Source organism: Limibacterium fermenti (assembly GCF_041902845.1).
GTDB lineage: Bacteria > Bacteroidota > Bacteroidia > Bacteroidales > Dysgonomonadaceae > Limibacterium > Limibacterium fermenti.
In genome coordinates, this window is record NZ_CP159486.1 from 598,467 (window position 1) to 624,375 (window position 25,909).

General features: G+C 43.9%; 29 protein-coding genes. All 29 read left to right on the forward strand.

The window, feature by feature from the left end:
- Positions 1-39: 39 nt before the first annotated feature.
- The 29 genes from ABNK31_RS02755 (at position 40) to ABNK31_RS02895 (ending at position 25,889) form a co-directional block, all read left to right on the forward strand.
- Complete coding sequence (locus ABNK31_RS02755; protein ID WP_418894209.1) at positions 40-429, forward strand: recombination protein NinG; 390 nt, start codon at positions 40-42, stop codon at positions 427-429.
- Between the two features lie 53 nt (positions 430-482).
- On the forward strand, positions 483-1,853 hold the full coding sequence (locus ABNK31_RS02760; protein ID WP_418894210.1) for a DNA-methyltransferase: 1,371 nt from the start codon (positions 483-485) through the stop codon (positions 1,851-1,853).
- Positions 1,843-2,037: a hypothetical protein gene (locus tag ABNK31_RS02765; protein ID WP_418894211.1), complete on the forward strand. Its 195-nt coding sequence runs from the start codon at positions 1,843-1,845 to the stop codon at positions 2,035-2,037. Before ABNK31_RS02760 ends, ABNK31_RS02765 begins: the two co-directional genes overlap by 11 nt.
- A gap of 7 nt (positions 2,038-2,044) precedes the next feature.
- Entirely contained in the window at positions 2,045-2,500 is a 456-nt protein-coding gene (locus ABNK31_RS02770; RefSeq protein ID WP_418894212.1) for a hypothetical protein, read from the forward strand.
- On the forward strand, positions 2,497-3,807 hold the full coding sequence (locus ABNK31_RS02775; RefSeq protein ID WP_418894213.1) for a hypothetical protein: 1,311 nt from the start codon (positions 2,497-2,499) through the stop codon (positions 3,805-3,807). Before ABNK31_RS02770 ends, ABNK31_RS02775 begins: the two co-directional genes overlap by 4 nt.
- 73 nt (positions 3,808-3,880) lie before the next feature.
- The gene (locus ABNK31_RS02780; RefSeq protein ID WP_418894214.1) at positions 3,881-4,354 is read left to right on the forward strand and encodes a hypothetical protein; all 474 of its coding nucleotides are present in this window, start codon (positions 3,881-3,883) and stop codon (positions 4,352-4,354) included.
- A gap of 3 nt (positions 4,355-4,357) precedes the next feature.
- Positions 4,358-4,765 (forward strand): N-acetylmuramoyl-L-alanine amidase, encoded by a 408-nt coding sequence (locus ABNK31_RS02785; protein ID WP_418894215.1) that lies wholly within the window; start codon positions 4,358-4,360, stop codon positions 4,763-4,765.
- The gene (locus tag ABNK31_RS02790) at positions 4,762-5,262 is read left to right on the forward strand and encodes a hypothetical protein (RefSeq protein ID WP_418894216.1); all 501 of its coding nucleotides are present in this window, start codon (positions 4,762-4,764) and stop codon (positions 5,260-5,262) included. The genes ABNK31_RS02785 and ABNK31_RS02790 overlap by 4 nt, the downstream gene beginning before the upstream one ends.
- 7 nt (positions 5,263-5,269) lie before the next feature.
- Positions 5,270-5,584 carry a hypothetical protein gene (locus ABNK31_RS02795; protein WP_418894217.1) on the forward strand — a complete coding sequence of 105 codons (315 nt, stop codon included), beginning with the start codon at positions 5,270-5,272 and terminating at the stop codon, positions 5,582-5,584.
- Complete coding sequence (locus tag ABNK31_RS02800; RefSeq protein WP_418894218.1) at positions 5,577-5,975, forward strand: hypothetical protein; 399 nt, start codon at positions 5,577-5,579, stop codon at positions 5,973-5,975. The genes ABNK31_RS02795 and ABNK31_RS02800 overlap by 8 nt, the downstream gene beginning before the upstream one ends.
- Positions 5,960-6,178, forward strand: coding sequence for a hypothetical protein (locus ABNK31_RS02805; protein ID WP_418894219.1), 219 nt, complete (start codon positions 5,960-5,962; stop codon positions 6,176-6,178). The genes ABNK31_RS02800 and ABNK31_RS02805 overlap by 16 nt, the downstream gene beginning before the upstream one ends.
- Before the next feature lie 3 nt (positions 6,179-6,181).
- Positions 6,182-6,784, forward strand: a complete 603-nt coding sequence (locus ABNK31_RS02810; RefSeq protein ID WP_418894220.1) for a hypothetical protein — start codon at positions 6,182-6,184, stop codon at positions 6,782-6,784.
- Positions 6,785-6,862: 78 nt separating this feature from the next.
- Complete coding sequence (locus ABNK31_RS02815) at positions 6,863-9,313, forward strand: hypothetical protein (protein WP_418894221.1); 2,451 nt, start codon at positions 6,863-6,865, stop codon at positions 9,311-9,313.
- Entirely contained in the window at positions 9,304-11,562 is a 2,259-nt protein-coding gene (locus ABNK31_RS02820; RefSeq protein WP_418894222.1) for a hypothetical protein, read from the forward strand. The genes ABNK31_RS02815 and ABNK31_RS02820 overlap by 10 nt, the downstream gene beginning before the upstream one ends.
- A complete protein-coding gene (locus ABNK31_RS02825; protein WP_418894223.1) occupies positions 11,553-12,266 on the forward strand; it encodes a hypothetical protein in 714 nt (237 codons plus the stop codon). The genes ABNK31_RS02820 and ABNK31_RS02825 overlap by 10 nt, the downstream gene beginning before the upstream one ends.
- A 49-nt stretch (positions 12,267-12,315) precedes the next feature.
- Entirely contained in the window at positions 12,316-14,055 is a 1,740-nt protein-coding gene (locus tag ABNK31_RS02830; RefSeq protein ID WP_418894224.1) for a hypothetical protein, read from the forward strand.
- A 52-nt stretch (positions 14,056-14,107) separates the two neighbouring features.
- Positions 14,108-15,601, forward strand: coding sequence for a hypothetical protein (locus tag ABNK31_RS02835; RefSeq protein WP_418894225.1), 1,494 nt, complete (start codon positions 14,108-14,110; stop codon positions 15,599-15,601).
- A 269-nt stretch (positions 15,602-15,870) separates the two neighbouring features.
- Entirely contained in the window at positions 15,871-16,107 is a 237-nt protein-coding gene (locus tag ABNK31_RS02840) for a hypothetical protein (protein WP_418894226.1), read from the forward strand.
- Positions 16,108-16,122: 15 nt separating this feature from the next.
- A complete protein-coding gene (locus ABNK31_RS02845; RefSeq protein WP_418894227.1) occupies positions 16,123-16,986 on the forward strand; it encodes a hypothetical protein in 864 nt (287 codons plus the stop codon).
- A 5-nt stretch (positions 16,987-16,991) separates the two neighbouring features.
- The gene (locus tag ABNK31_RS02850) at positions 16,992-18,071 is read left to right on the forward strand and encodes a hypothetical protein (RefSeq protein ID WP_418894228.1); all 1,080 of its coding nucleotides are present in this window, start codon (positions 16,992-16,994) and stop codon (positions 18,069-18,071) included.
- Positions 18,071-18,577, forward strand: coding sequence for a hypothetical protein (locus ABNK31_RS02855; RefSeq protein WP_418894229.1), 507 nt, complete (start codon positions 18,071-18,073; stop codon positions 18,575-18,577). The genes ABNK31_RS02850 and ABNK31_RS02855 overlap by 1 nt, the downstream gene beginning before the upstream one ends.
- 10 nt (positions 18,578-18,587) lie before the next feature.
- A complete protein-coding gene (locus ABNK31_RS02860; RefSeq protein ID WP_418894230.1) occupies positions 18,588-19,148 on the forward strand; it encodes a hypothetical protein in 561 nt (186 codons plus the stop codon).
- A 100-nt stretch (positions 19,149-19,248) separates the two neighbouring features.
- Positions 19,249-19,764 carry a hypothetical protein gene (locus ABNK31_RS02865; RefSeq protein WP_418894231.1) on the forward strand — a complete coding sequence of 172 codons (516 nt, stop codon included), beginning with the start codon at positions 19,249-19,251 and terminating at the stop codon, positions 19,762-19,764.
- Positions 19,765-19,839: 75 nt separating this feature from the next.
- The gene (locus ABNK31_RS02870) at positions 19,840-20,865 is read left to right on the forward strand and encodes a hypothetical protein (RefSeq protein WP_418894232.1); all 1,026 of its coding nucleotides are present in this window, start codon (positions 19,840-19,842) and stop codon (positions 20,863-20,865) included.
- A gap of 55 nt (positions 20,866-20,920) precedes the next feature.
- On the forward strand, positions 20,921-21,283 hold the full coding sequence (locus tag ABNK31_RS02875; protein WP_418894233.1) for a hypothetical protein: 363 nt from the start codon (positions 20,921-20,923) through the stop codon (positions 21,281-21,283).
- Positions 21,280-23,292 carry a hypothetical protein gene (locus tag ABNK31_RS02880; protein ID WP_418894234.1) on the forward strand — a complete coding sequence of 671 codons (2,013 nt, stop codon included), beginning with the start codon at positions 21,280-21,282 and terminating at the stop codon, positions 23,290-23,292. Before ABNK31_RS02875 ends, ABNK31_RS02880 begins: the two co-directional genes overlap by 4 nt.
- Positions 23,293-23,556: 264 nt before the next feature.
- A complete protein-coding gene (locus tag ABNK31_RS02885) occupies positions 23,557-24,183 on the forward strand; it encodes a hypothetical protein (protein WP_418894235.1) in 627 nt (208 codons plus the stop codon).
- Positions 24,184-24,243: 60 nt separating this feature from the next.
- On the forward strand, positions 24,244-25,311 hold the full coding sequence (locus tag ABNK31_RS02890) for a helix-turn-helix domain-containing protein (RefSeq protein ID WP_418894236.1): 1,068 nt from the start codon (positions 24,244-24,246) through the stop codon (positions 25,309-25,311).
- 395 nt (positions 25,312-25,706) lie between these two features.
- On the forward strand, positions 25,707-25,889 hold the full coding sequence (locus ABNK31_RS02895) for a hypothetical protein (protein WP_418894237.1): 183 nt from the start codon (positions 25,707-25,709) through the stop codon (positions 25,887-25,889).
- Positions 25,890-25,909: the final 20 nt, after the last annotated feature.

The following is a 25,909-nucleotide window of genomic DNA, read 5'->3' on the forward strand; positions in this document are numbered from 1 at the left end:
TTTAAAAGTATATATAATAAACAGGCGAAATATCTACCAATGACGGATATTGAAAAGTTGGACGAGGTTTTTTCGGAGTATATTCGATTGAGGGATGCGGATCAATACGGAATGGTTCGGTGTATCAGTTGCGGCAAGAGGATGAGATGGACGGAATGCGATGCAGGACATTATGTAAGCAGGTCACACATGTGCTTGAGGTACGACGAAAAGAATGTGAACGAACAATGCAGGGAATGTAACCGGTTCAAATCCGGTAATCCTGAAGGATACGAACGAGGGTTAAGGATAAAGTACGGGCGTTTTGTACTCGAATACTTGGAAAATAAGAAAAAGAATATTTGTAGACTCTCTGATTATGAGATTGAAATGCTTACTCTATACTATAAAAAACAAGTAAAAATTTTGAGGATGAAATATTCTATTTGATTTTATTATATTCATTATGATTATATTTGTGTATGGATTCAAAATACTTCATAATGGAAAAAGTAAAAATCACATCGCGAGTAATCAAGACAGAGAATATAAATTGGCGGGAATTGGCATTTATCCAACAGGATAATTTTAAAGAGTTGCCGGCGGAAGATATGGGAAAGCTGAAGGCCAGCCTTGTTAATAATCATTTTGTCCAACCGTTTTATGTGTGGGAAGATTCCGATGGTATACGCTATTGCCTGGACGGGAAACACCGGACAAAAGCGCAGGAAGAATTGATAGGAGAGGGATATGATGTCCCGTATTCATTACCGGCAACTTTTATTGATTGCAAGGATAAACAGGAAGCGGCTCGGCTGGTACTTATTTTTTCTTCGTTTTATGCCAAAATTTCGCAGCAAGGATTGTTCGACTTCAAAGAATTGTATAACCTTGATATGATTGAACTGAAACAGATGATCAAACTGCCGGAATTTTCGATGCCCCGGTTTGAACAGAAGTTTGATGTCTTCGGTGCCGGTGAACAGGATGAAAATGATGATGCGGTAGCCGAATTAGGCGATAAAGAACCGGTTATTGTGGACAGGGGGGATGTGTTCCGGTTAGGAAGGCACCGGATTGCGTGCGGGTCGTTTAAAGACAGGGAACTCATTGAGGCTGTAATGGACGGTAGCCGGGCACGGGCGGTTAACACGGATCCCCCTTATAATCTCCCCGCCGATTATATCGGGAATGTGGAAAGGAAATTGCATGAAAACTTTGCAGAAGGACACGGGGAGATGACCGATGATGAATTTACGGATTTTTTATCGGAGATCATGCAAACATCGTGCGACCATTCGGTTGACGGGGCCATTCATTCTATCTTTATGGACTTCCGGCATACCTGGCACATGGGTGAAGCGGCCAAACGAGTTTACGGGAGCCACGAGCCCAAGCAAATGTGCGTTTGGGTGAAAGATATTCCGGGAATGGGGTCGTTTTACAAATCACAACATGAATTATGTTTCTTCTATAAGCACGGAACCGCACGGCATTTATCGAACCTTGACCTGAAAGACCGGATACGGTCGAATATTTGGGAATATCCGTCGGCGGTGAGCGTGGCAAATCCGGACAGGGAGGAGATACACAATCATCCGACCCCAAAGCCTGTGGCTATGATAGCCGATGCCATCCTGGACGTTACCGATGAAAACGACATCGTGGCAGATTGGTTCCTCGGATCGGGAACGGCATTGATTGCGTGTAAGAAAACGAGGCGGACCTGTTATGGAACCGAAATAAACCCGAAGTTTGTCCAGCAGATTATCCTGCGGTATAATTCTTATTGCAGTAACAATGGTTATACACCGGACATGGAGCACCTAAACGGAAGTTTAACCCTTAACGATTTTAGAAAAAATGGCGAATGAGATGATTGACCGGCAGCGTGTGATTGACTATTTGCAATCACAACAAAATGTAAAAATCGATATGCTTCAGCGGTTATCGGAACCGATGCAAAAGGAAACCGTGGAAATCACTAATTTACGCACTTTGACGATTAACCAGATATCGGACTTAAAGAGTTATATCGAGGTTATAAAAATGATGTGAGGATGTTATGGGACATTGGGGAAATGCAAAAGCGGTAAATAAAGCGGAGAAGGAACGGCGTGTCCGGTGTGTGGTGGAATGGATCATCCAGGGATATTCCACCGGCGACATCATCCGCCAAAGCATGTCCCTTTGGAATATTTCGGAAAGGCAGTCGTACAATTACAACAAATGGGCGCATGAGGAGTTAAAAGGCAACGATCAAAATGATGTGGAAGAGAAACGGGCAAAGCACGTTGAAATGCGGTTGAAATTGTTCCGTGATTTGCGAGGTAAAGAGACTCCATCTTCCGCACGGACAGCCCTGCGGATAGTGGATAGCATTGCCCGGATTGAAGGTGTTTATCCGCTCCGCGATGCGAGGAACGGTTGGGGAGCGGAATATGCCGGTAAGCCGGAGGATGCAGGTACGGAAAAAACAGCGGTGATGGTATTGCCCAACGGTAAAGAAATAGAGATATGAGAGGGACGCATGTTAATATCGACTTGACCAAAAATCCGAAACAAGGGGATTATTTCCTTACTTCACTTGCTGCGGCCCAAAGTGCGAATGGTTATAAGTTCCTGAATTACGGCGGGGCTATCCGCGGGGGAAAGACCTACGTGACGCTTGCCATCCTTATCCGGTTATCGGAAATCTTTCCCGGAAGCAGGTGGCATATCGTGCGGAAAGACATGCCAAGTTTGGAAAAGACCACTATCCCGAGTTTTGAAAAAATAACCGCGGGGTCGGTGCGGTGGAAACCCTACCGGAACAAATCGAATTACCATTACCGGAATACGGCAACGGGCTCAAAGATTTTTTTTGTGCCGGAGAACCTTCAACGAGACCCTAACCTAATGTCATTTTTGGGACTGGAAACAAACGGTTTTTTTTTGGAACAATCGGAAGAGTTGAGTGATAAATTATGGGAAAAAGCACTTGAGAGAACCGGAAGCTGGTACTTGCCCAAAATGCCGCGGGGACTTATTTTCCAAACATTCAATCCATGCCAGAACTGGGTGAAAGGGCTCATCTATGACCGGTGGGTGAACGGCACCCTGCCGCCGGAATATTATTTCATGGCAGCCTTGCCGACAGAGAATCCGTTTGTCACAACCGATCAGCTTGCGGGATGGGGGATGATGGCCGAACGCTATCAAAAGCAGTTTATCGAAGGGGATTGGACTGATTTTGATGCAGAGGACAACCGGTGGTGTTTCGCCTTCCGGAAGAAACAACATACGGGGAAAACGGTACTTAACCGTAACCAGCCGGTATACCTAAGTTTCGACTTCAACCGCAACCCTATAACAGTTACTATTTGGCAACATTACGACAACCGGATTTACAATATCGATTGTATTAAACTCGAAGATGCCACCATCCACCGTTTATGTGCGGAGATCAAAGAACGGTATCCGGATTGTTTGTTTTTTGTCACGGGAGATGCAAGCGGCGATAATAAAACGACATTGAGCATATTGTCGAATTTCGGGGTAATAAAAAACGCCCTCGGATTGAGCGATACACAAATGCAATACAGCGCCACGAATCCTCGGCTCCAAGACAGCCGGATGTTGGTAAATACGATGTTTGAAAGGTACCCCATCACGATTGACGAGGACAGGTGCCAACCGGTGATAGATGACTTGGAAAAATGCAAGGCGAACCCGGACGGGACGATCGTGAAGAATAACCGGGCCAACCCCAACCAACAGGCTGATACCCTCGATACGGTGCGTTATTACCTGCACCGGTATTTCCGGGAGATGATAAAGTTTTTTTGATGATATGTATTCTTTTAGAATGTAATAAAGTCTAAATGACTATATTTGTATAGGGTTTTGAAAAGAAAATGTTTTGGGAAGAATAGTTGAACAATTTGGGAATGCGTTGAATTCGATTTACGGTCGATTATTAGCTTTGTTAACGGCTTGTGTTGCGTTTATACAGCCGGAGATTTGGAGTTTTTACGTGGTGGGCGGCGCTGTTGCCGCAGATTTGATTTGGGGAATTGCAGCGGCCTTAAAGTTGAAAAAATTCATATTATCCAAAGCATTGCGTGAGACATTGAAGAAAGTAGGAATTTATTCTTTTGCGCTGGTGGGTACCTTTGCTATAGAGAAAATAACACATTCAGGCGGCAGCTTTATAGCTGTCCGGACGATAGCCGTTTTTGCAGCCGTTTGTGAGTTTTGGAGCATGTCGGCAAGCATGTTGATCATCAAACCGGATATGCCTTTCCTGAAAATATTCCGCGGTCAACTGAAAGGGGAAATACAATCGAAAGTGGGTAAGAATATCAATGTGAATGAAATTCTAAAAGATGAATAAGATATGAGAAAAATCGACATGATTATCGTGCATTGCACGGCTACACGGGAAGGGGGCTATTTCAATACGGCGGATGTGGACCGTTGGCACCGGGAACGGGGTTTTAAAGAGATCGGGTATCATTACCTGATAGGCTTGGGAGGCGAAATATGGAAGGGACGCGATGAAGAGATTCCCGGCGCGCATACGAAAGGCTATAATTCGCATAGTATCGGTGTTTGTTACGTAGGAGGGTTGGACACGAAGAACCGGCCGAGAGATACCCGCACTGTGGCACAAAAGGCTTCGCTACTAAAGTTGCTGAAAGAATTGAAAAAACGATACCCTGCCGCCACTATCCATGGGCACAAGGAATTTGCAGCAAAAGATTGTCCCTGTTTCGATGCAAAAGAAGAATATAAGGATTTATGAAAAGGTTTGCTTTCCTGATATTGGCCATCGTGCTTTCGGGATGTGTTTCAAAGAAAACAGCGACGAAAGAGACCGTAAAACAGGACGTGGTTGTGACCATGGATTCGACGTCCGAGGAAACGATAACGGAAAACAACCGTGAAGATTCGGTTAAGGAGACGGCAACCAGCCTTACCGACCGAACCGTTACACGGACAACCGAAACCGAATATTCCGCGCCCGACACTACCGGGGAACAACATAAAATCCGGGAGCGGACAACGGAAAGGTTGAACGATATCGCCCTGCAAAATGAAGAATATGTGAAAACAATACGGGAACAAAGACAGGAGACCGGCCGGCTTACGGAAAGGAATACGGAACTACAGGCAAAACTGGATGCTGCAGTACAGTCGAAAAGCCAAGCAACCAGCCGAAACCCCTTATGGACTTATATCGTCGTGTTTGCGGCCGGCGCCTTATTCGTTCCGGGAATTAAATTATTGATAAGAAAATAACAGTTTTATGAGTGGTATTGCCAAAATATTATTGATATCCCTCGTGATTTCTTTGTCGATAACCGGGATTTATGCAACGACGTTGGAAGGGATGATTTTCCATAAACTTGCCCAAAGAATCAGGAAATTGTTGGAGGGGAGAAAGGCGAAAGTGTTATATAAACCGCTATGCGGATGCCTTATTTGTATGAGTTCATTCTGGACAATCGTGGCGTGGCTGTCGAGCGGCTTTTCGTTTTTACTTATCCCTGTGATGTTTTGCACGGCAGGTATCAATACGATTATTACCGTGTTTATCAAAGATATTTTGCCGGATGAGTAACAGGAGACTGTTGGCGGTTGCATCGATGTTTGTTACGGTTTTATGTTGCTGGGCAATATTCCCGTATAAATGGGTCCGGAAAGCTGTTTTCCGGCACCGGAAAGCAAATGCTATGTACGAATGCCGGCACCGGGCTACGGAATGCGGGCACCGGTATTATGTGGTTCAGAACGGAATGAGGTTTTATGTGGGAGACCGTAGGAATTTCAGGGAATGGAATAGGAAAAATAAAAAGGCGCTGCGGCTGTTTGCCAACTTTGACTACCGGAATGCCCTGATTTACCATTGCGATGCGGACGGAACGGATTTTTACTATGCACGGGAATTTAAATTACCCACAAAACGGCATGAAGCCGATAGACGGAGATTATTAGTATGGAAGAGATTTTAAAAAATAACAGATGGTTTCATTACCGGACAGGATGTGCCTGTGTGGGATTGCCCCGGTATTGGAGGAATGAAGAACGGCCGGGATGGACTGTGGTCATACGGGGGAACATGTATTCCATCAATGAAAACAATTGTCAGGTTGCCAGGGGTACGGAAATTGATTTTGAGACAAAGATGAGGAAGTTAAATTTAATTCCTTCATAAAAAATGTTATTGAATAGATTATTAAAATGGAAAGGGGAGAATTTATTCCCGAGGCAGAAACATATCATTGAGTTTGCCTTTGAGATTAAAGGAGTGAAGTACTATCAATTTCAGGATGTATTTAATTTGCCGTACGAGCGGGGTTTGATGGCTTTAGCAGCGTATGAAGAGGTGCGGATGAGGTGTACGCGGGAGTACTTGGAGAAGCATGTGAAGGCTTGCCGGACTTTACTGCATGATGCAAAAATAGATATTTATAAGTTGAATGCGTTGAATGAGCAGATGTCGGACCGATTGAACCTGTCGCTCGATACGGATTTACTGTACAAGCTGGCATCGGTGGTGTTTTTCGACAAAAAAGAGAATCCGGCGGTTTATGAACCGGATTATTGTAAAAAGAAGATTGCCTTTTGGAAAGAGCATAAAGATGTAACCAGTTTTTTTTTGCAGAAGCCGTTACAGGAATTAATACCCTTTTTGAAGGATGCCGATTTCGATTTGGGAAGTTATTCGGAAACGGTGAAACGAGTGAACGAGATTCATTCGGAAGTTTTGCAAGCGTGCATTGCCAAGAATACACGGAAAGCTTCGATGAATGGAAAATGATGCTGATGCGGAGCGGGATCGAGATAGAGGGATTAACATTATGGGAATTCTTATTCAATTTGAATAAACAGATAGAACATGGACAAAGAAACGAACGTGATAATACGGTTTACAGCCGATTCGGGCGGACTGGAGGAGACAAACCAAAAGATAGCGGAATTGCGTGAGCGGAACAAGGAACTTTGGGCGGATTACGACAAGACGAATGCTTCGAGAAAAGCAGCTTCGGAAGGGACGGTGAGGGAAGTATCTTCCATGAAACAGTATTATGACGAAACCAAAAAAGCCACGAAGGAAATCGAAAGTAACCGGAAAAGTATCGAACGGCTTGAAAAATCGATGAAGAAAGTTCCGGAAGCCATACCGGCAAAAGCGGTTGAAAAAAGTTTTAAGCAAATAACCAAGGAATTGACCAATCAGATTAATACAATGAAAATGCATGGTGATACAGGTTCGGAAACATTGAACAGGCTTCAACATGAGTTAGGTGAATTAAATGATATCGCAGGAGATACCCAAAGAGCCATAAAAGGTATCGGCAGCGATACGATAGCTTTCGATACGGTGATGGAAGGGACGCAGGGAATTGCGGCGGGATTCCAAGTAGCGCAAGGGGCCGCGGCCTTATTCGGGGTAGAAGAGGAAAAGTTGATGCCAATGATGGTGAGATTGCAGGCGATAATGGCTACAACGAGCGGATTGCAGCAGATAGGGAATACCCTTCAAAAGGAATCGAACGTGATGCGTGCCGTACATAACCTGCAACTTAGCGCGGCGGCGAAAGCCGAGGCTGCGCATGCTATGGCAATTGCGGCCAAAACAGGGGCGGAAAAATTGAGCATTGCCGGTACGGTGAAGGCAACCGTCGCCCAAAAGGCTTTTAACCTTGTAGCGAAAGCGAATCCGTATGTACTGCTTGCGACGGCGATAATTTCGGTTGTGGGTGCGATAGCGTTGCTTACGCGTGCAAATAAAGAGCATACTACCGGGCAAAAGCGGATGAACGATTTGGGCAAGGCGGCGATCGAGGGTTATAACGAACAGCAAGTGGAATTGGAGATCATGCAAAAACGGATAAATGATACGACCACGAGCCTGGACGAAAAACAACGTATGCTGAAAACCGTGAATGAAAAATACTTGGACAGCAACCATCAATTAAAGAATATAAACGAATTGGAGGCGTGGTTGGTGAACTCCACTCCGGCAGTGGTGGAGGCGTACGTGGCACGTGCAACAGCGGAAGCCGCGCGGCAAAAAGCAGTGGAAACGAATATGAAGATATTGGGGGAAGAAAAAAAATCGGATAAGGAACTTTTGAAATGGACGGATGATTTCGTTGCTTCCGTTTATGGGCTTTTCGGTGATGCGGAGGAGTTGAGGAGCCGCCGTGCAGACTATTACCGTGAAAAAAACATAGCGGGTTTGCAGAAAGAAAAAGAGTTTTATATCCAAACAGCTATCGAGACGGGTAATAAAGCTTCGGAAGCCTATTCCAAGTTGGGTTTAAAGACGGGTGATGAAAAGGACGAACAAACGACGACTACCGCCCCTGAAGAATTGAAATACTGGCAAACGGATCAATACAGACAGGAACAGGATGCCTTTGAGGAAAATTTAAAAGCGAAACGATCGATAAAAGAGATTAACGTTGCCCAAGATTTGGAAATCGATAAAAAACAGACGGATGCCATCTTGGAGGAGTTGAAGAGGCGGCATGAAGAGGAGGTGGAAATGGAGCGTGCCAAAGAAGAGCGGAAACGGGAAATAGTAGAAGCTTCGGTGAATACTCTTCAAAGTATCGGAGGTACGCTGTTTTCCATTAATAGTGACCGGCTGTCGCAAGAGCTGGAAGATTTGGACGAATATTATACGACGGATGCCGAGGAGGCAAGGACGAATGCCGATAAGAAATATATTACGGAAAAAGAACTATCGGCAAAGAAGCTAGAAATAAAGCGCAAGCAGGCCCAATCGGATAAGCTGGAGGGTATATTCAATATAGGAATATCGACAGCCATAGCTATTGCAAAAGCGAATCCAAATGTTGTTTTAATGGCTTTAGCGGCTGCGGTTGGAGCCGTTCAACTGGCCGCAGTAGCTTCGAAACCATTACCCAAATACTGGAAAGGTACGAAAGGGAACCGGGGCGAACTAGCGTGGGTCGGCGAGCACGGGCCGGAATTGATGTGGGTTCCGAAGGGAGCGAGTGTGGTACCGAACGTTGTAAGCCGGGATGCAATGGCAAATAAACGCTACGATTTGTTGCAAGATTGGAATATACCCAGCATTTATAACATCGAATTGCCACGTGTATCGAAAGAGACCATCCGGGAAGTGCGGGATGTGCAGAAGCAAGACTCCATCGATTATGACCTGTTGGGAAAGTCGGTTGCACGATATATAAAAACGGGGCGCCCGGTAAAAAACAATGTGAGTGTGACGGTTGACGGGGGTGGTGTGACGGTTGACGATAACGGAAACCGGAGAATATACAAGAACCGCAAATATATAGGGGTATGGAATTGAGATTTACGTTGATATCGGATGGTGGACGGTTGGAGATAACGGAGCCGGTGGGGTTTGACCAGTTCGAGCCGGAGATTTCGCGGAATGAAATGCACGGGGTGAGCGTGGAATTCAGCGATATCGACATGGAATTTACCGATTGTGAGGCTGTTGAATTGATTTCAGGTAAATACGAGGAAAACATTGACAGTGTTATCGAGTTAGCCGTGTCGATGAAGTGCAGCGACGGGGATGAATTTACCGATATTTATAACGGGAAGTTGGACCTGGCAACTTACCAGTTATTGAACAAGGGCTACACATCTGTAAAATGCAAGGTCGGACAGGCGGGTGTATTGACCACTTTTAATAACCGGATCAGCACGGATATATGCGTAGATGATGCGGTATCGGTCGACGGGAACCCGTTGGAGGAATATGCCTGCATCCATAAGGTTGTTTCCGTTCCGGGGAAAGCGTTGACGTCGGTCTTCCGTTCGGATAACGAGACAGCTACGGGAGAGGATATCGTTATCATCGACGGGCTGTTGCTGGAAGGATCGCTCCAGTTTCCGGATACATCCGTCATCTTTACGCCACCCATTTATAATATAACAGCCTCGGATATCGAAGGAGCCCGTTTTGAGCAAATCGCCGTTTACAGGGATTCGATATTGGATAAAGACGACAGCGTATATGTTTGCAGCGAATCGGACAAGTTGACATCACGGAAATACAAGATTCAATTTAGAATCGATGCGACCTGCAAGATTACGGGAAATGTTCCAGATTTCACTTTAACGGGAGGGTATGTGCGCCTATCGACCGATCCCAAAGGGCGGGACATTATTAAACAGTATAGTATTCCAGCCTCGGGAATCAGTACCTCAGGAGGAAATGCGGTTATTTCTATCGATACGGGGGAAATGATATCGGAAGGGCTGGAGTTCGAAGCCTTGTATTTAGCCGTCATATTGGAAATCACTTTAAAGAATTTCCCTTCAACTACTATTTCGCTCTATTATAACAGCAGTGCGGATACTTATTTTGAAATGCAGATGGAAACAGTGGCGGCACCTTCGGATGTGAGGTGTTCGATGGTTCATGAGGTTTTATCGCGGGTGTCGGAATCTATTACAGACGGGGAATTGAAGGTGCGGAGTGATTATTACGGGCGGGCGGACAGTGAGGTTGAAACGCCCAGCTCGTTGAAATACGACGGGCCCGGGGGCTTGCGGGCATTGACGAACGGTTATAAACTGAGAGATTATATTTATACGGACGGGAGTATGCCGCGGATGTATGTGTCGATGAAAAAAATGATACAGTCGTTGTCGGCGATTGATAATACCGGTTGCGGTTTTTCCCGGGAGGCAGGGCGTTGGTGGGTACGTGTGGAGGATTGGGCATGGTTCTACCAAGATACGAAATTATTCAGCATTGATCATCCGGCACATACAGAGCGGGTTCATAATGCGGAAGAGACCTATACACGGTTGAGGGTGGGATATAAGAAATACGCGGATATCAGTGAGACGAACGTGACGGATACGTTTCACTCGGAACGGAATTATTCCACGTACGCCAAAGCGGTCGACAAAGAACTGAACGAGTTGAGTGATTTTGTTGCGGATGCCTACGTGATTGAATATACGAGGCGTAAATCGTTGGAAAAGGATACAAAAGATTGGCAGTACGACGAAACCCTGTTTATTTTGTGCCTGATGCGCCAAGACAGCATTACCACGGAAGAGGGTTCGGACGAAGAGGTACGGCAATACGGTGAATATGAAATTGACAACGGGATGGAGGAAACGGGAGGAAGTGTGATATCACCGGAGACGATGTTGAATGTTTATATTTCGCCGGCGCGGAATGCGCGGCGTTGGGCGGCACGCTTTGCCGAATATCCGGGAGCCCACGGCTTGGGATATGCTTCGGGAACCCGCAACACCAATGCAAGGGGGAAGGCAAAAAAACGCGGGAGTGTGATAGTGTCCGGAGAAGGAACTACGACCAAAGTATTTTTCGTCCAGGCGGATGATCCGGCGGTAGTACAGGAAAACGCGGCGATAGGGAAGGCAACCGCCAAGCTAAAGGCTCAATTGCTGAAATTCGAATACCCGATATCACTGGAGCAATACCAAACAATTAGGATGAATCCATACGGATATATCTTGGTAGACGGGGAAAAATGTTGGATAAAATCCGTGAAATACGGGTTTAAAACAGGGTTGACAAAATTCGAATTAATACCGGAATGGAAATGATAACGGGAAAATATTGTTTTGTACAATTTAACGAAGGGCTGACGGAGTGCGAAATGCCGTTGCCGGTAAAGAATTTGAATGATTTACGATTTTTTATCGACAACAGTATAACGGAATTGAATGTGGATATTGTAGGGCTTAACGGAGAGATGATACGAGAGTTCGTGCATTCGTTCAATTATTTTTCGACGGGACTGGATTTGTCGGGAATTTTAACGGCAGAGGATTGTTTCAGGCTGAAGCTTACCGATAAAACGGCAGGAAAGGTTTACTATTCCAATGTATTGGTTTATCTACCCGAAACGGAATATTTGCATTTGTCATATTGGTGCGACAAGGATGAATTCGGATTCCATTATGAAGCGAACAAACCGAATACGGTGAGGATTCCTGCAATCCTGCGGAAGCCATCGTATGTGGAGAATGCCGAAAAATATACGGATTCCAACGGCAAGACGCGGGTTTTGTACAAAGAGATTCAAAAGAAATATGCTTTGCAAACGGATTACATGCCCTATTCATGGCATGATAAATTGAAGATCGCCTTGAGCCATGACTTGGTGAAAATCAATGATACAGAAATGGACGAGACGGGAAATTATACGCTCGGGGACGAAATAAACGAATCGGCATGCGGCGTTGAATGCGTGATGGGGGAAACGGAAGTGGCGGAGAATTTTACCGAGCGGAATACGAATTGTTGAAATTGAGACAAAGGGACAAGGAGACAGGGGGTGAAAAAAATAAAGAATTATGGAAATAACAGTTGATTTTTTGAAAAAGGTTCTACAAAACAATTATCCGAATTATAAGAAGACGGTTGATTTGGCCAACGATTTGAAGGTTCATTACAACGGCCGGATGCCGGATGATTTGATTAGCAAGCGGCGCCCGAACGAACCGGAAGAGGTGAAAAATTACCGAAAGGAGATTTATGTGCCGATCACCAAAAACCCGATATCAAAAGTGTTGACGTCACTGCAAAAGATACGGCGTTCGAAAGACTGGGTAATTAATTACGGGAATGATATGCCGGCGATTGTGCGGACAGGAGAGAGCCTAAAAGATTATTGCGAGTACCACTATCCGGGATTTACCAGCGTTACAAACTGGGTATTCAGCGAACTGCTGGGACAATATTTATTGGATGCGAATGCTTTCGTAGCGGTTGTCCTCAAGAAGAAACAAACCAATGAGAATGAGTATGAGGAACCGGTTGCGGAAATATTCCCGAGCGAGAATACGGTGTATTACGAAGAGGGCGCGGTATTGGTTGTGAAATCGAGGGATGTCATTCCCTACATGACTCCTGGGGGAAGATATACGTACTATGACGGGAGGATATATTACGCTTTAACGCCGGAAAGGATTGTCCGGTTTGAGCAAGTGCGGAAAAACGGGCAGTTCGAAATTGCGATTGATTACGAGCATGGTGTGGGGGAATTGCCGGCCTGCAAGACGGGAGGCGTTTTCCGGGAGAGGGTGAACAATGATACGATTTACGAAAGCCGGATTGCGGGGATGGTTCCGCATTTGAAAGAAGCGGCTCGGGAGTACAGCGACCTACAGGCGGAGGTTGTTCAACACATCCATAGTGAAAAATATTATTACACGGCGACGGATTGCAAAGCCTGTAACGGATCAGGGCGGTTGTCGAACGATAAGATTTGTGATAAATGCAACGGTACTGGGCTTGTCCAATCCATAAGCCCATACGGGCAGTACCTGATAAAACAGAAAGAGTTGGGTACGGCTCCCCAACCACCGATAGGATATATACAAAAGGACACGTCGATAGCCAAATTGCAGGATGAGCGGGTGGATAAACATATTTATCGTGCGCTTGCGAGCATTAATATGCAATTCCTTGACCAAACACCGTTGAACCAAAGCGGTTATGCGAAAGAAGTGGACAAGGACGAGTTGAACAATTTTGTAAATTCCATTGCCGAGGATTTGGTGAAAATCATGGATAATGTATACCGGTATATTTGTGATTACCGGTATATGATATCGGTACCGGATAAGGAAACACGGCGTTCGATGTTACCGGTTATATCCGTTCCTGAAAAGTTCGACTTATTGGGGAGTGATTATATGATCAGCGAATTGAAATCGGCAAAGGAGGCGGGTATCAACCCTATCATCATAAAAAATATGGAAATAGAATTCCTGAAAAAGCAGTATAATGCGAATCCTGATATTGCCAGCGAATTGGAGTGCATATATGAAATAGACCCTCTCCCGGGATTGTCGGAAGATGATAAGTTGGTTATGTTGAACAACGGGGGTATTTCGGAAGAGGATTATGCTGTAAGTTGTAATATAACCCAACTGGTAAGAAGGGCTAAGAATGAAAATAGCGGTTTTTTTAAAAAGGAAGCAAAGGAGAAACGGGATTTGATTTACGGGTATGTGAAAAATCTTATGGAAAAAACGGACGGGAGCAATACGAAAAGGATTCTGGGGGCAGGTATGAAGGATGAAGGATGAGGTATGAAGGATGAAGGATGAGTGAGGAGAGGTGAAAAAAAATAACGGGAAAATGGGAAAGGTGAGACCTGAAGACATCCAAAGGCAGATAGCTGATGCCTTATCGGCATTCGGTAAAAGTTTAAGTGGCATTGAGAATAAAATGTTGCAAGAGATAGAAATGCTGATAAAAGAATTGGATGTAGACCGGAACGGGAAGATAAAGACTACTTCGGGGAATATAAAAAAAGTAACCTTGATTTCGAAGAAACTGGAAAAGATAGTCTTAAATAAAGAATATGTGAAAGATACCGCTACCTTCCTCCAATCGTTCAGGAGAAATTCGGCTTTACAAGACGGGATGTACGGTCAAAAGCGAACGGAGGGGGTGCGTGAAACGGAACGATTGAGTATTGAAATGGTTGCGGATAATTTAACGGAAAGCGGCGTTAAAGCCAATATTGTGAATCCGGTTAAGCGAATGCTTGTGGAGAATATTACCACAGGCGGCAGCTACAGTGATTTGACCGCCCGGTTGCGGGAAATGCTTACACCCGCGGATGGTTCAGGTATTGTAACGAAATACGTGAAGACGTATGCGTTGGACAGCCTGAACAGTTTTTCGGCGAATTATAATTCGATTATCAGTAAGGATAGGGGATATGAATGGTTTGTATACACGGGATCGCTTTTGGAGACGAGCCGTGAGTTTTGTAAACTAATGGTCAAGAAGAAATATTTCCATGTGAGTGAAATACCGGAACTATTGAAAGGACATATCGGCGGGCACCAGTGTGAATTATCGGGGAAAACCGGCTTGCCCAAAGGAATGAAAGAAGAAACGACAGAAGAAAATTTCCACCAGTTGCGCGGAGGTTGGAACTGCGGGCACCAAATCACCGGCATTCCGGAAGGGCAAGTACCGAAAGCATTGCGGGATAAAGTTGCTTATGCCCAAAAAGAGGGAGTAAATGTTTCCGGAAATGATAAACACGGATTCGGGACATTGAATTTTGATCCTACAGGGATTAAGACTTTTATCGATTTAACGACCCACCTGTCTAAAAAGGTATCGTCGAAGATAAAAAAGGAAGGCCTTGAAACTTACCTGGGCAATAATGCCCATGAGACATTTGATTATGGGAAAGGTAAGATATATACGATGGAAGGATCGGAATACAATCCTGCGGAGTTTCATATAGCGGAAAAACTGGAAAAGGCAGGGAACCATGTTATTTTTCCGAACCAAGGGGATTTAGGGAAAGGGCGGAAAAGCGATATCTGGATATATGATGCCAAAACCTATTATCAACGGCAAGTAGAAATGAAGTCACTGTTCGGGAATTCGTACGAAACCGTTTCAAAGCAATTATCGAGCGGATCGGGGCAATCGAGCATCGTCGCATACGATATACAATCGGGGATTAAAAAGAACTGGCTGATTAAAGGATTGCGCGAAGGTTGGAGTAAAAATACGCGGGCCGTATTGTTGAATTGGAAAGGGCAATGGTATGAATTGAGCAAGAAAAAAATATTTTCTGATGAAATTCACAGACTGTTGCCATAAAAAAATATAAGCAGCCATTTGACAGGCTGCTTACTTCATTCAGGCTTTCGCCTCCGGTCGCTCTTCGCGTTGCCGGTAAGGGTTATTACGCTACCCAGTGAGCGGAGATCATTTATTTTTTATTTATGCAAATATAAGGCATATTTTTTTGAAAAGATAATTTTCAGGGAAAAGTTTTACGGAAAATAACAATCAATCTTTATGATTATAATTAATTCCAAATGATTATATTTGTATGTAATTAAATACTTAATAAACGATTCAATAAAATGGAGAAAGGGAAATATATAAAAGTAACGCTTAAGGATGGGACAAAACATGTGATTTTATCATCCAACGAAGCATTTTACAAGAAAACAGGGGTGAAAATCAGCGTCCCGACACAGGCGGAAATCGAGAAGGCATTTCCGGAGGAAAGGAGACATGGAGGCAGGGAGACGGATGGACTGAGAGGCAAAGAGACAAAGGGACAGGCAGATGAGAATGAGACAGAGGAAAGTAAATAAAACAAATAAAAAAATATGAAACTGGGAGATTTTCTCAATACGTTGGCGCAAAAGGTAAATGCGCAAAACAATCCGGGATTGATTGATATATTATCAAAAGCGGAACTTGCCAATACGGAATTGGCAGATGATTTTGCCAATCTTTTGAACGGCGGACTCATGTCGCTGGAAGCAGCGAAAAACAATGCACCGTTACGAAATCATTTTTACGGTTTGGCATTAAACGGTGTGGATTCGGAACTAATGAACGTAGCAACTGAACTAGGGCTTGATGAGGCCTTCGTTACTCAACTGAAAGGTGAAAAAGATACCTACAACAAATTGCGTGGATTGAAAGACAAAATGGTTGAGTTGAAGAATAAAAAGCCGTCAGAGGAAACTGCGGGAAAACGTTTGGAATATCAACAACAAATCGATGAACTAAACAAGACTATTTCAACATTGAAAGAATCGAAGACGAAGGAACTCGAAAGCCTAAAGTCGCAACACGATTCGGAAATTACCGACCTCTTAATCCGGGGTAACCTGATGAGCCGGAATTATGCGAACAAGGATTTAAAGCCGGAGGTGAATGCCATAACGGCGAAGGCCCTTGTGGACATGGCGTTGTCGGAGAAAAGGGCGATTGCGGTGAGGGAAGGTAACCGGATCGTATTGAAACAAAAAGCGAATCCGGAACTGGATTATTACGAAAACAATGTAAAGACGGGTTATGATGACTTTGTAACCAAAACACTTACCGACAGCAAACTGCTTGCTGTAAGCGACGGGAAACAGCCGCCACAGGTAGCACGGGTTCCCCAAGGGGGAGGGCAACCGGACCTATCGGCCGTCCGGGAAGCTATAGCTGATTCGATGGCCGATATAAAAACAGAATAAAAATTATGAATTTGACAGGATTTGTACAGGCATTATTGATTAACGTGGGGGTTATAGCGGGATTGAATGATCCTCAATATAAGGTAACCCCGGTCGGTTTTTTGAATATGCTGTTGGAGAACCCCGCGACAACGCAGATAAGCAATTTATCGTCGTTGCAACAGGGAATGGACCGGGAGATCAAGTTGCGTTATCTGCAACGGGGACTTGAATCGTCGGTTACGGACAGGGATGATTGCGATACTCCGATAGGAGCGGTATGGAAAGAGACGTCGCTCGGGTCACCTCTTTACAGTAAAATAGGATTGTTTATCCCGGATTCGGATTTCCGGAAATACCAAGAAGAGGCAAGCCGGACGTTATCGGCCGGCACACCATCGGCGCCGTTGATGACGGGTTTGTATAACTTGTTGTTAACACAAATACAAGCGATGCTCCAGAAAATAGACGGGAACTTGGTTTCGGCGCAGGCGACAAAATTCGGGGTGAACGTTGTGACGGGAAAGGCGGATGCGACAGCGGTTAATTTTGCGACGACCATCAGCCAAACGGACGGCATTACGAAAATATTGTCCGATTTTGCCGCGAATGAGATGGTAGATATCCCTATTTTGGTAGGGAACGGGGCTGTGAACAACTGGCAATTGGCGCAAGGCATGAAAACGGGAGTCGACCAAGGCGGTTTCGGCGCATCGAAAGTGAAATTTTATAATGATTTCAAAACTTCAACCCTTTGGGGAGCGAATCATTTCGGAGTATTTTCGGAAGGAACCGTAGGATTAGTCGACTATAACAAGAATGTCGGAGCTTTTGCGGGACAAAAAGGAGCCTCAATTTTCTTTACCCTTCCCATTCCGGTTCAATTGGCGAACGGGACATTGACCACATTCAAACTGGACGCTCAATTGAAATATGAAGATTGCCCGATATATGACGCAGAAGGAGCTAAAATAGCCGACCGCGGATGGAAAGTAATCCTAAGCAAATATTACGGTTTATTCAACTTGCCGGCAGATGCATTTGCAACGGGAGACAAGCTTGCAGGGGTAAACGGAAGCTTCCGATATGTAGGAGCATCAGCTTGATGGAGTGTTTGACGGGTTATATCGGTTTCAGCGACGAAAGCCAGGAGGGGGCAGGGAGCGGGCTCTACCTGGCTTCGTTGCCGGGGCTGAGCGCTGATTTACTCGATGGTGTAAGAAAACGGATGCAGACTTCCTCGGAAGCATTCAAGGCGGTTGAGCGGCGATCGGTTTTGAAGTTCCGGACTTTTTTCGTCAACGAGTTGAATAAATGTTGGAATTTAAGTGATGTGGCGCATGCGGAGTGCCTAATATGCGGAAACAAACCGCTTTTGTCGGTTTCTTTATGGTACCTTATGGGTGCCGAGATGATGGCGGAGACGGCGGGCAGCGAGCGCACCAACCGTTTTACCACGATAGACCTCGAGAAGGCTCAAAATTTACGCGATGAGTATATGGATTTGTTTTTCAACGAACTCCATACGGCGGTAGCGGGAATTGATTTGAGCGGATGTGTTGAAAATGCGGCGGCGGGGGGAGATATCCAAGTGCTATATGCGATGCCGTAGAACAAGGGATATGGTAGATGTTTTTATAGATTTGAGCGAATTAGAAGCGTTGGGCAACCGGATAGAGGGCCTTGGCTTGCAGCCGTTACTGATAGATTGCGCGAGTTCCACATTGGCAACGATAAAAACCCGTGTATTCGAAAAGGGACTGGACAGCAATGGTGAACAGATAGGGACGTATTCAGCAGGATACATGAAAGTAAGAACGGGAGATTATCCCGAAACCCGTTTGAAAAGAGGAAAAAACAAAGGGGAATTCCGGAAGGAGAAAACGAAGGAAGGACAGGCCGGTTATTTCAGTAGAGGAGGGAATAAAGGACAACCGAGGCCTCGATATAACCGGACATCCGATACGAAAGTGGTTGCTTCGTTGACTCGTGAGATGGAAAATGACATGAAGGTGATAACCGGTGAAAAAGAGGTGTTCATCGGTTTTACGGACAGTCACAACTATGATAAATCGCAATGGGTTGAAAGAACATATGATAAGGATATTTGGAGCCTGACGGTTGATGAGGAGGCGAAAACGGATGAACTGGCGGAGGATTTTACAGACGGGATGTTGGGGTAATGACTGATTACAAATTACAAATTACAAATTACAAATTACAAATTACAAATTACAAATTACAAATTACAAATTACTAATTACTAATTACAAATGAACTGGAATGATGATACATGAGGTTGTGAGCGAAATAAATGAGGCTTTGGCAAGCGGGTTGGAAGCGGAAGGCGTAACCAATGTGGTATATTACGGCATTTGCGATTCGGCGATTGTGAACCGGAAAAACAGCCAAAAGGCTTTTCCTGCGTTATTCGACGTGAAAGGGGAAGGAATTTATCCGTTTTCGGACGATTTGTATGATTTGGGATGGTACCACCGGCTGATATCGAACAAATACCTGACAGATAATAAAAGTTTCGGGAGGACCCGGGGACGGATAACGGAATCCGATATGTATTTGGTTGTATGGGGTTTTGCAAAGGCACTCGAAAAAAGCAAATACGAAACGGAAGAAATTATACGGAAATCATTTCTGGATACGGTATTGTTGCAACAAACCGTTTTCGACGGGGTACAGATATTCAATCGGGAATTCAGAGGGTATAAATACCTTATCCGGCCGGAAGAGTTTGTTTTTTCAATCCAATATAAGGTTCGGTACCGGAATGGACGGTGCTGAAAATACGGGTCTCCTCCATCCCCTGCAAAGTGGGAGGAGGAGAGGTAAAGAAACTGTTTAAATGAATATAGTATTATGGCATTAATTTATAAAAACTGCCTTCCAACGGCGGAAAACCCGACTTATTCGTGTGATCCTTGTTTCGAAGGGGAAAAAGGGCGAGTGAGCGGAATAGTATTGTTCGACAAGTCGCTTAAAAGCGAGCTTAAGGAAGAAAAATTGACGGATATGGGTTGGTGGGGAACGCAACTGCTTGCGGGGAAAGCCCGGATTATCCCGTTGGTGAGAGGAACGTATGATGGGGGTACTAATAAGACGGTTACCGGTTTCGGGCGTTTGGCCGAGAAGATAGTGGGTAAAACGCATGTATTGGTGTGGAACGATAAAAACCATACTGCGAATGAACCTTTTTATACGTACCTGGAATCGAACTTGAGGAATTTTATTCCGGGGTGGGTTACGGAAAACGAATTGAGGGTAGGAGGGAATGTCCTTGAAAAGCTGGAGGTGAAAGACGCCGTGGAGGAAGATGTCGAGAGCTTGGTTTTGTGGCAGGCAACCGCAACGTGGACGCAAAGCTTCCCGAATATCCCCAAAATCATCGACCTTAAAGACCGGGAAGACATAAAAGGCCTTTTTGAAAACTGTGTCGACTTAAGCGAGGTGGTTGCTGTGCCTTCGAATGTGAAGATAACAAAATTTATAACAGGGTATTCCCAAGAGGACCTGTTAAGCATTGTGGATAATGGTTCTAGTTATAGTTTGTACGGCAGCGGATTGACGATATCGGGCAGCGACCCGTCGACGGGACTTTACTTTGTGAGCCTGGACGGTAAAAACACCTGTAAATGTAGTGCCTATATTGACGAAAGTGATCCGGAAGATTCCGGTAAATTCACCGACACGTCTATAACAAACTTCATGATAAATAGTGAAATCGAAGCTTATGAAGGCTCGATATTGGATCCGAATATAAAAGGCGACAACGAGGATTCTTTTAAATTCCGTTTGGTGAGCCAGCATAACCCGAACGGAGAAGATTTCAAGACGCCATGGGTATATGAATGGGATCGTATCATCAGGGTTGAAAACGAAAGATAACCGCGAAAAAAGCGCCCGGAGTTTTCGAGCGCTTTTTTAAAGCTCTAATCATGCTATGACGGAAATTTTTTACCAGGGAGATGATATACCTGTCCGGATTGAAATAGAGGAGAAAGAAGAACTTCTCGATATCGACAGCCTGGAGGATTTGTTTGTGTATTTTTACACCGATGGGGCGATTCTATTTAAATACAGTAAAATAGAACGGAAAGGCTACGGTATGATCCACCGCAACAGCGCTACCGAATATTCTTGCATCCTGGACAGTGAGAAGACGAGTGCATTAGCCGCGGGGAAATTGTGGATAGAGGTGAATGCAGCAATGAGGAATGAGGGTGAAGGGGAACAGATCAACCGCTTAGCGAAGAGTTGCATCGGGCAGTTGGATGTGTCGCTTATAAAAACAGAGTCGAAATGAAAGTCCTATTGAAGTTGAGCCCGGTAACGGTGAAAGTTTCGGTAAGCAAATCGATTATGGTGCATGAGGGTAGTCAGGATGCGCAATATAAGATTGCCTTACCGGCAGCGGAGGTGGAATGGGACCTTGACTGGGTGAAGATCCGCCCGGAACACGGCATGGAAGGTATCCGCATCAAGCCGCGCAAGCTGGAGGTGCATACGGGATTCGGGGCAGTAACCTGTACGCCTGTTGTCAACTATCCCTTTGAATTGTATACCGGCAAGGGTGATTTTTTCCGGATAAAAGACCGGGAGAACTTATTGAATACAGGGAATCCGTTTGAGTATTTGATATTCGAATATGATATCGAGGCAGATATAGAAGAGCGGAAGAATGTTGATTTCGTCGAAAACTATACTTTCGGCAGGAATGTCATTCTGGAAGAGAATGAAGGGAAAGAGGAACATGCTTACAAGGGGCGTTCGACGTTCGAGTCGCTATATCCGGATTGCCGCCACCGGTTTATCACAACACTGGATGAGGATTTCGAACCGGAAGGCGGGATCGAGAATATCCGTGAAGGTGAGATACTGAACGCATATGGGGCGAACCTTTTGTTGCGCCCTTATTACTTGAAGGGAGGTAACCTTGCGATAGCGGACAATGTATACCAGAATCCGGAAATATTAAAGATTATTTGCCACGGGGGAAACGAATACAGACGGCTGGATGTTACCCGGAGTGAAAATGAGTTCCTGCTAAACACGGTTTGTGTGGGTGCTATTGCGGATGAAAAAGATTTGCAGTCGCATGATAACACGAGTTACGGCTATGGCATGGAATTTTATGAGAATACGGGTACAAAGTTGTGGAATGATTTATATCCGGAGAAGAAATTCAAGTCGAAAGTTTTCAGCGGGACGTTGAACACGACGAAGGATACTATTACGTTAGGAGGTGATAATTGGCCGCCATCGGATTATGAAGGTATAGAGGCGGGTGCAGATATTTTTTTACGTTCGGTATCGGGGGAAGAGTTTGCCGCCCGCATCCGGTCTGTAGATAATCCGGGGGAGGTACTGGCGTTGGAGAGTAGTGTAACGGATTTTCCCGGAAGCCGATGCGATGTTTTGGTTTTAGCATGTTTGGGATCGTTGTGGTGCCCGTACCGGCTGTCTTCCGCAATAGGGGATTGCGGGAGCCAGTCGTTTGCAGTGAATGTTACCGGGGCTAAATTCCGGATGATCCAAGACCGGACAGGGGCTTCTTGGGGCGTTTGCCGGCATGCTGCGCGGCAGACTGCCAGCTTGTCGGTGTATGACCCGTTGACGGATACATGGACGACGAACTGGGATATGCGGCGGGGATTCGGTATCATCAACACGGATGCGGCAGTGGAATATATACTGAAAAACACAGGGCGGAAGGAATTCAGGGATAGTAGTGCCGTGAATTTACCGAAGGTTCCGCCTTTCCTTGAGTTTAAGGATTACGGGGATAATCATTATTGTGCGGTGAAATATGTGAAAAGGATGTTCGCGTATTTCAGCGAGCGGCTCGGATTGGTTGATACGAATTTACTTGACGGGTACTATTTTGAAAAAGAAGGGGATGACAGGGTCCGGAAAACGGATGTTATTTTCAATTATATGCCGGTATATGAAGTGAAAGGTACGGGGGGATTCCAAGTGGTGATGATACGGCATTCGACATTTGCCAAGCAGGGGGAACGGTTTACGCTGAGTTGCTTTGCGCGGATGCTATCGGAAGAACCGGAGGTTGCCGTTACGGCGGCATTAAGGATGACGCACGGCGACGGGAGCGACGAACAGGCATCGAACAGCCAGCCTAATGTGTGGGAAAAGCTTGTTGTGCATTATGAGGCCGGCGGTGATGAGAACAACCAGATACAGATAGTGCCCGCATATAATGCGGAGGCGGTTACGCAGTTTTGTTGCGTGAAGCTGGAGGCGGGTTGGAAGGATGACCCGGTGTTTGTGCCGGGGATTGATGAAGTGATGAGGTGAGAGAAATGAAAAACATTGAATGATGAGATTTTTCTAATTGACCGCTCCCGTTTGTGGAAATAGGAGAGTTAAAAAGCCGGATAAAACCGGCTTTTCTCATAATTCTTCTACAGTTTTCCACAGGAAACACAATTTAGAGTAAAAATTATATACAATTATTCGAGAAAATTATATACATTTGCCACAAAATAATATCTCTGTTGCTGCAGAGATATTATTAGAAAGTTCGGTGTTAGCTATAATCAATAACTTAAATTTTTAGATATGGCAAAAGTAACAGAAAAAAGTAGTTCTGTCAAAAGAAGAATCTTAAAAGATTCAAAAGAGTGTATTTTGGATTTGGAAGAAGAGTTGGAAATACTCTTTAAAGCATTTTATAAGGCTGTGACCCTTTATGAAAAGGAAGTAGCTTTTACTCCCCCATCTGCTCGCTGTAGAGGATATGAGGCTGTTATATTAAATTCCAAGATGATACAGTGCGTTATGGAAGTATTTCCAGAGCACAGTAAGTTCGGAAAATATAAGAGGTTTATGGTACGCATTAATGGATATATTTGTTTTTTCAAAAAACTGGATAATAAGAATATGCCAATGAATATCAAAACGATAAATTCTTCATTTCTAACAAACCAACAACAAGGAAAGTTGTTTGATATTAGTGATGACGGTTCTGAACCCATTTTGTATTTCGGTTATAATAAGAATAAATTTGGAGAAATAAAAAATCCAAAACTTGTCTATATAGATGAAGACAAATTTCGATGGCAAATTACTGAGGGTGATATAAGACCTGATACGAAAGATATACCCTTAACTCCACTGACTGGTGTATTGGAGCATAAATCTGCAACATTGAGAGAGGGTACAAGAAAAAATGTTTCAGGAGAATAAATAAGACTGACACCGGACTTTATTTTTGTTTTTTTGTTCTGATTCACAAACTAAATTATTATGGATATCAATTATAAACAATTTATTTTTGCAAGAGAATATAGAGGCTTATCTCAAAGTGAATTAGCTAAAAATATAAAAGGTTTATCGCAATCCAATTTATCTAAATTTGAAAAAGGACTTGGATCCTTATCTGATGAGGTGATTTTAAAGATTGTTGATTACTTAAAATTCCCCAAAGGATTTTATAGGAAAAGAGTTTATAACATTGTTGAAAATGCGCATTATAGAACAAAATCTATAACTAAAAAACAACGATCCGACATCGAGTATTCGGATAAATTAATAGGATATATAATTGATGAAATGTCGGAATCGGTTGAATTCCCCGAAATGAGATTGAGGCAGATTAATATTGAAGATGGATTTTCACCCACAAAAATAGCTCAATATACTCGTAAGTACATGGGATTAACAGATGAGCCGGTGAAAGATATCTGTGGTTTATTAGAGGATTACGGTATAATAATAGTTGAAGTCGATAATGAAGTCGATTTATTTGATGGCGTTTCGTTTACTACAGACAATGGATATTATGTAATGGTTATTAATAGAAATTTCAGCAATGACCATAAGCGATTTACCATAGCTCATGAGTTAGGTCATATAATAATACATTTATCTCCAAATTTTTTAATTTCAGACTTTAGAGATAAAGAAAAAGAAGCGCACGAATTTGCTTCCGAGTTTTTAATGCCTTCCGATTACATATATAACTCCTTAAGGTACCTAAAATTGGCATCTCTTGGAGAACTTAAACGCTATTGGCTAACATCAATGTCATCCATTGTTAAAAGGGCATCTGACTTAAAGGCAATCAATAGAGATAGGGCCAAATATTTTTTCATTGAACTAAGCAGAAGAGGATATCGGAAAAAAGAACCTATAGATGTATATATTGATAAGCCCTCTTTATTTAACCAGGCTTACCTGTTGCATAAAAATGAATTAAATTATTCAGATGAGGAGCTTGCTGAATCATTCTGTTTACCTATTGATGTTATAGATCGTTTTATGAAACTTAATACGCCAAAAGTAAAAATGAGAGTAATAAGCAAACAAGCTTAAGGAATGCTATATCTACTGATTTAATAAATTATGAATAAGATATATATCTTTTATTTTATTCAATCTTTACGGTCAAAATAAAGTCATCCTTATAGTTTTCGAGAGCCAAGGCATCCCAGTGAAAGCCTATGATAAGCCTGAAGATTATATGCGGTTTATCGATAACAAACCGTATCGATAGCAGGATGTGCGAGTGCAGTACGATGAATCGGACGAATATTGGGAATTGGAAACAACGGATAGAAAGGTAAAGGATTTATCTGATAGTGTTTGTCTCGTTATGCAATAATTTTCAATTAGTTGACAAGGCGTTTACAAACGGTCTTAAAACGGATTGTGATGCGTATGCCGATAACTTTAATGCAAGGTTATAAAAGTGCCATTTTATTATCGGGATGAAAAAACCAATAATGACTTTTGGCGAAAAAATAAAAAATAACGTTGAGCGAGACGAACGAAATAATACAGTATTAAGAGAAAAAGGATGGAGTGTTATTGTGATATGGCAGTGCGAAATTCAGAATCATATTTTACAACAAGAGCGGTTTGAAAGGCTTATTTCAGAAATATTAATTTGATTTTCAAGAATACAAGAAGT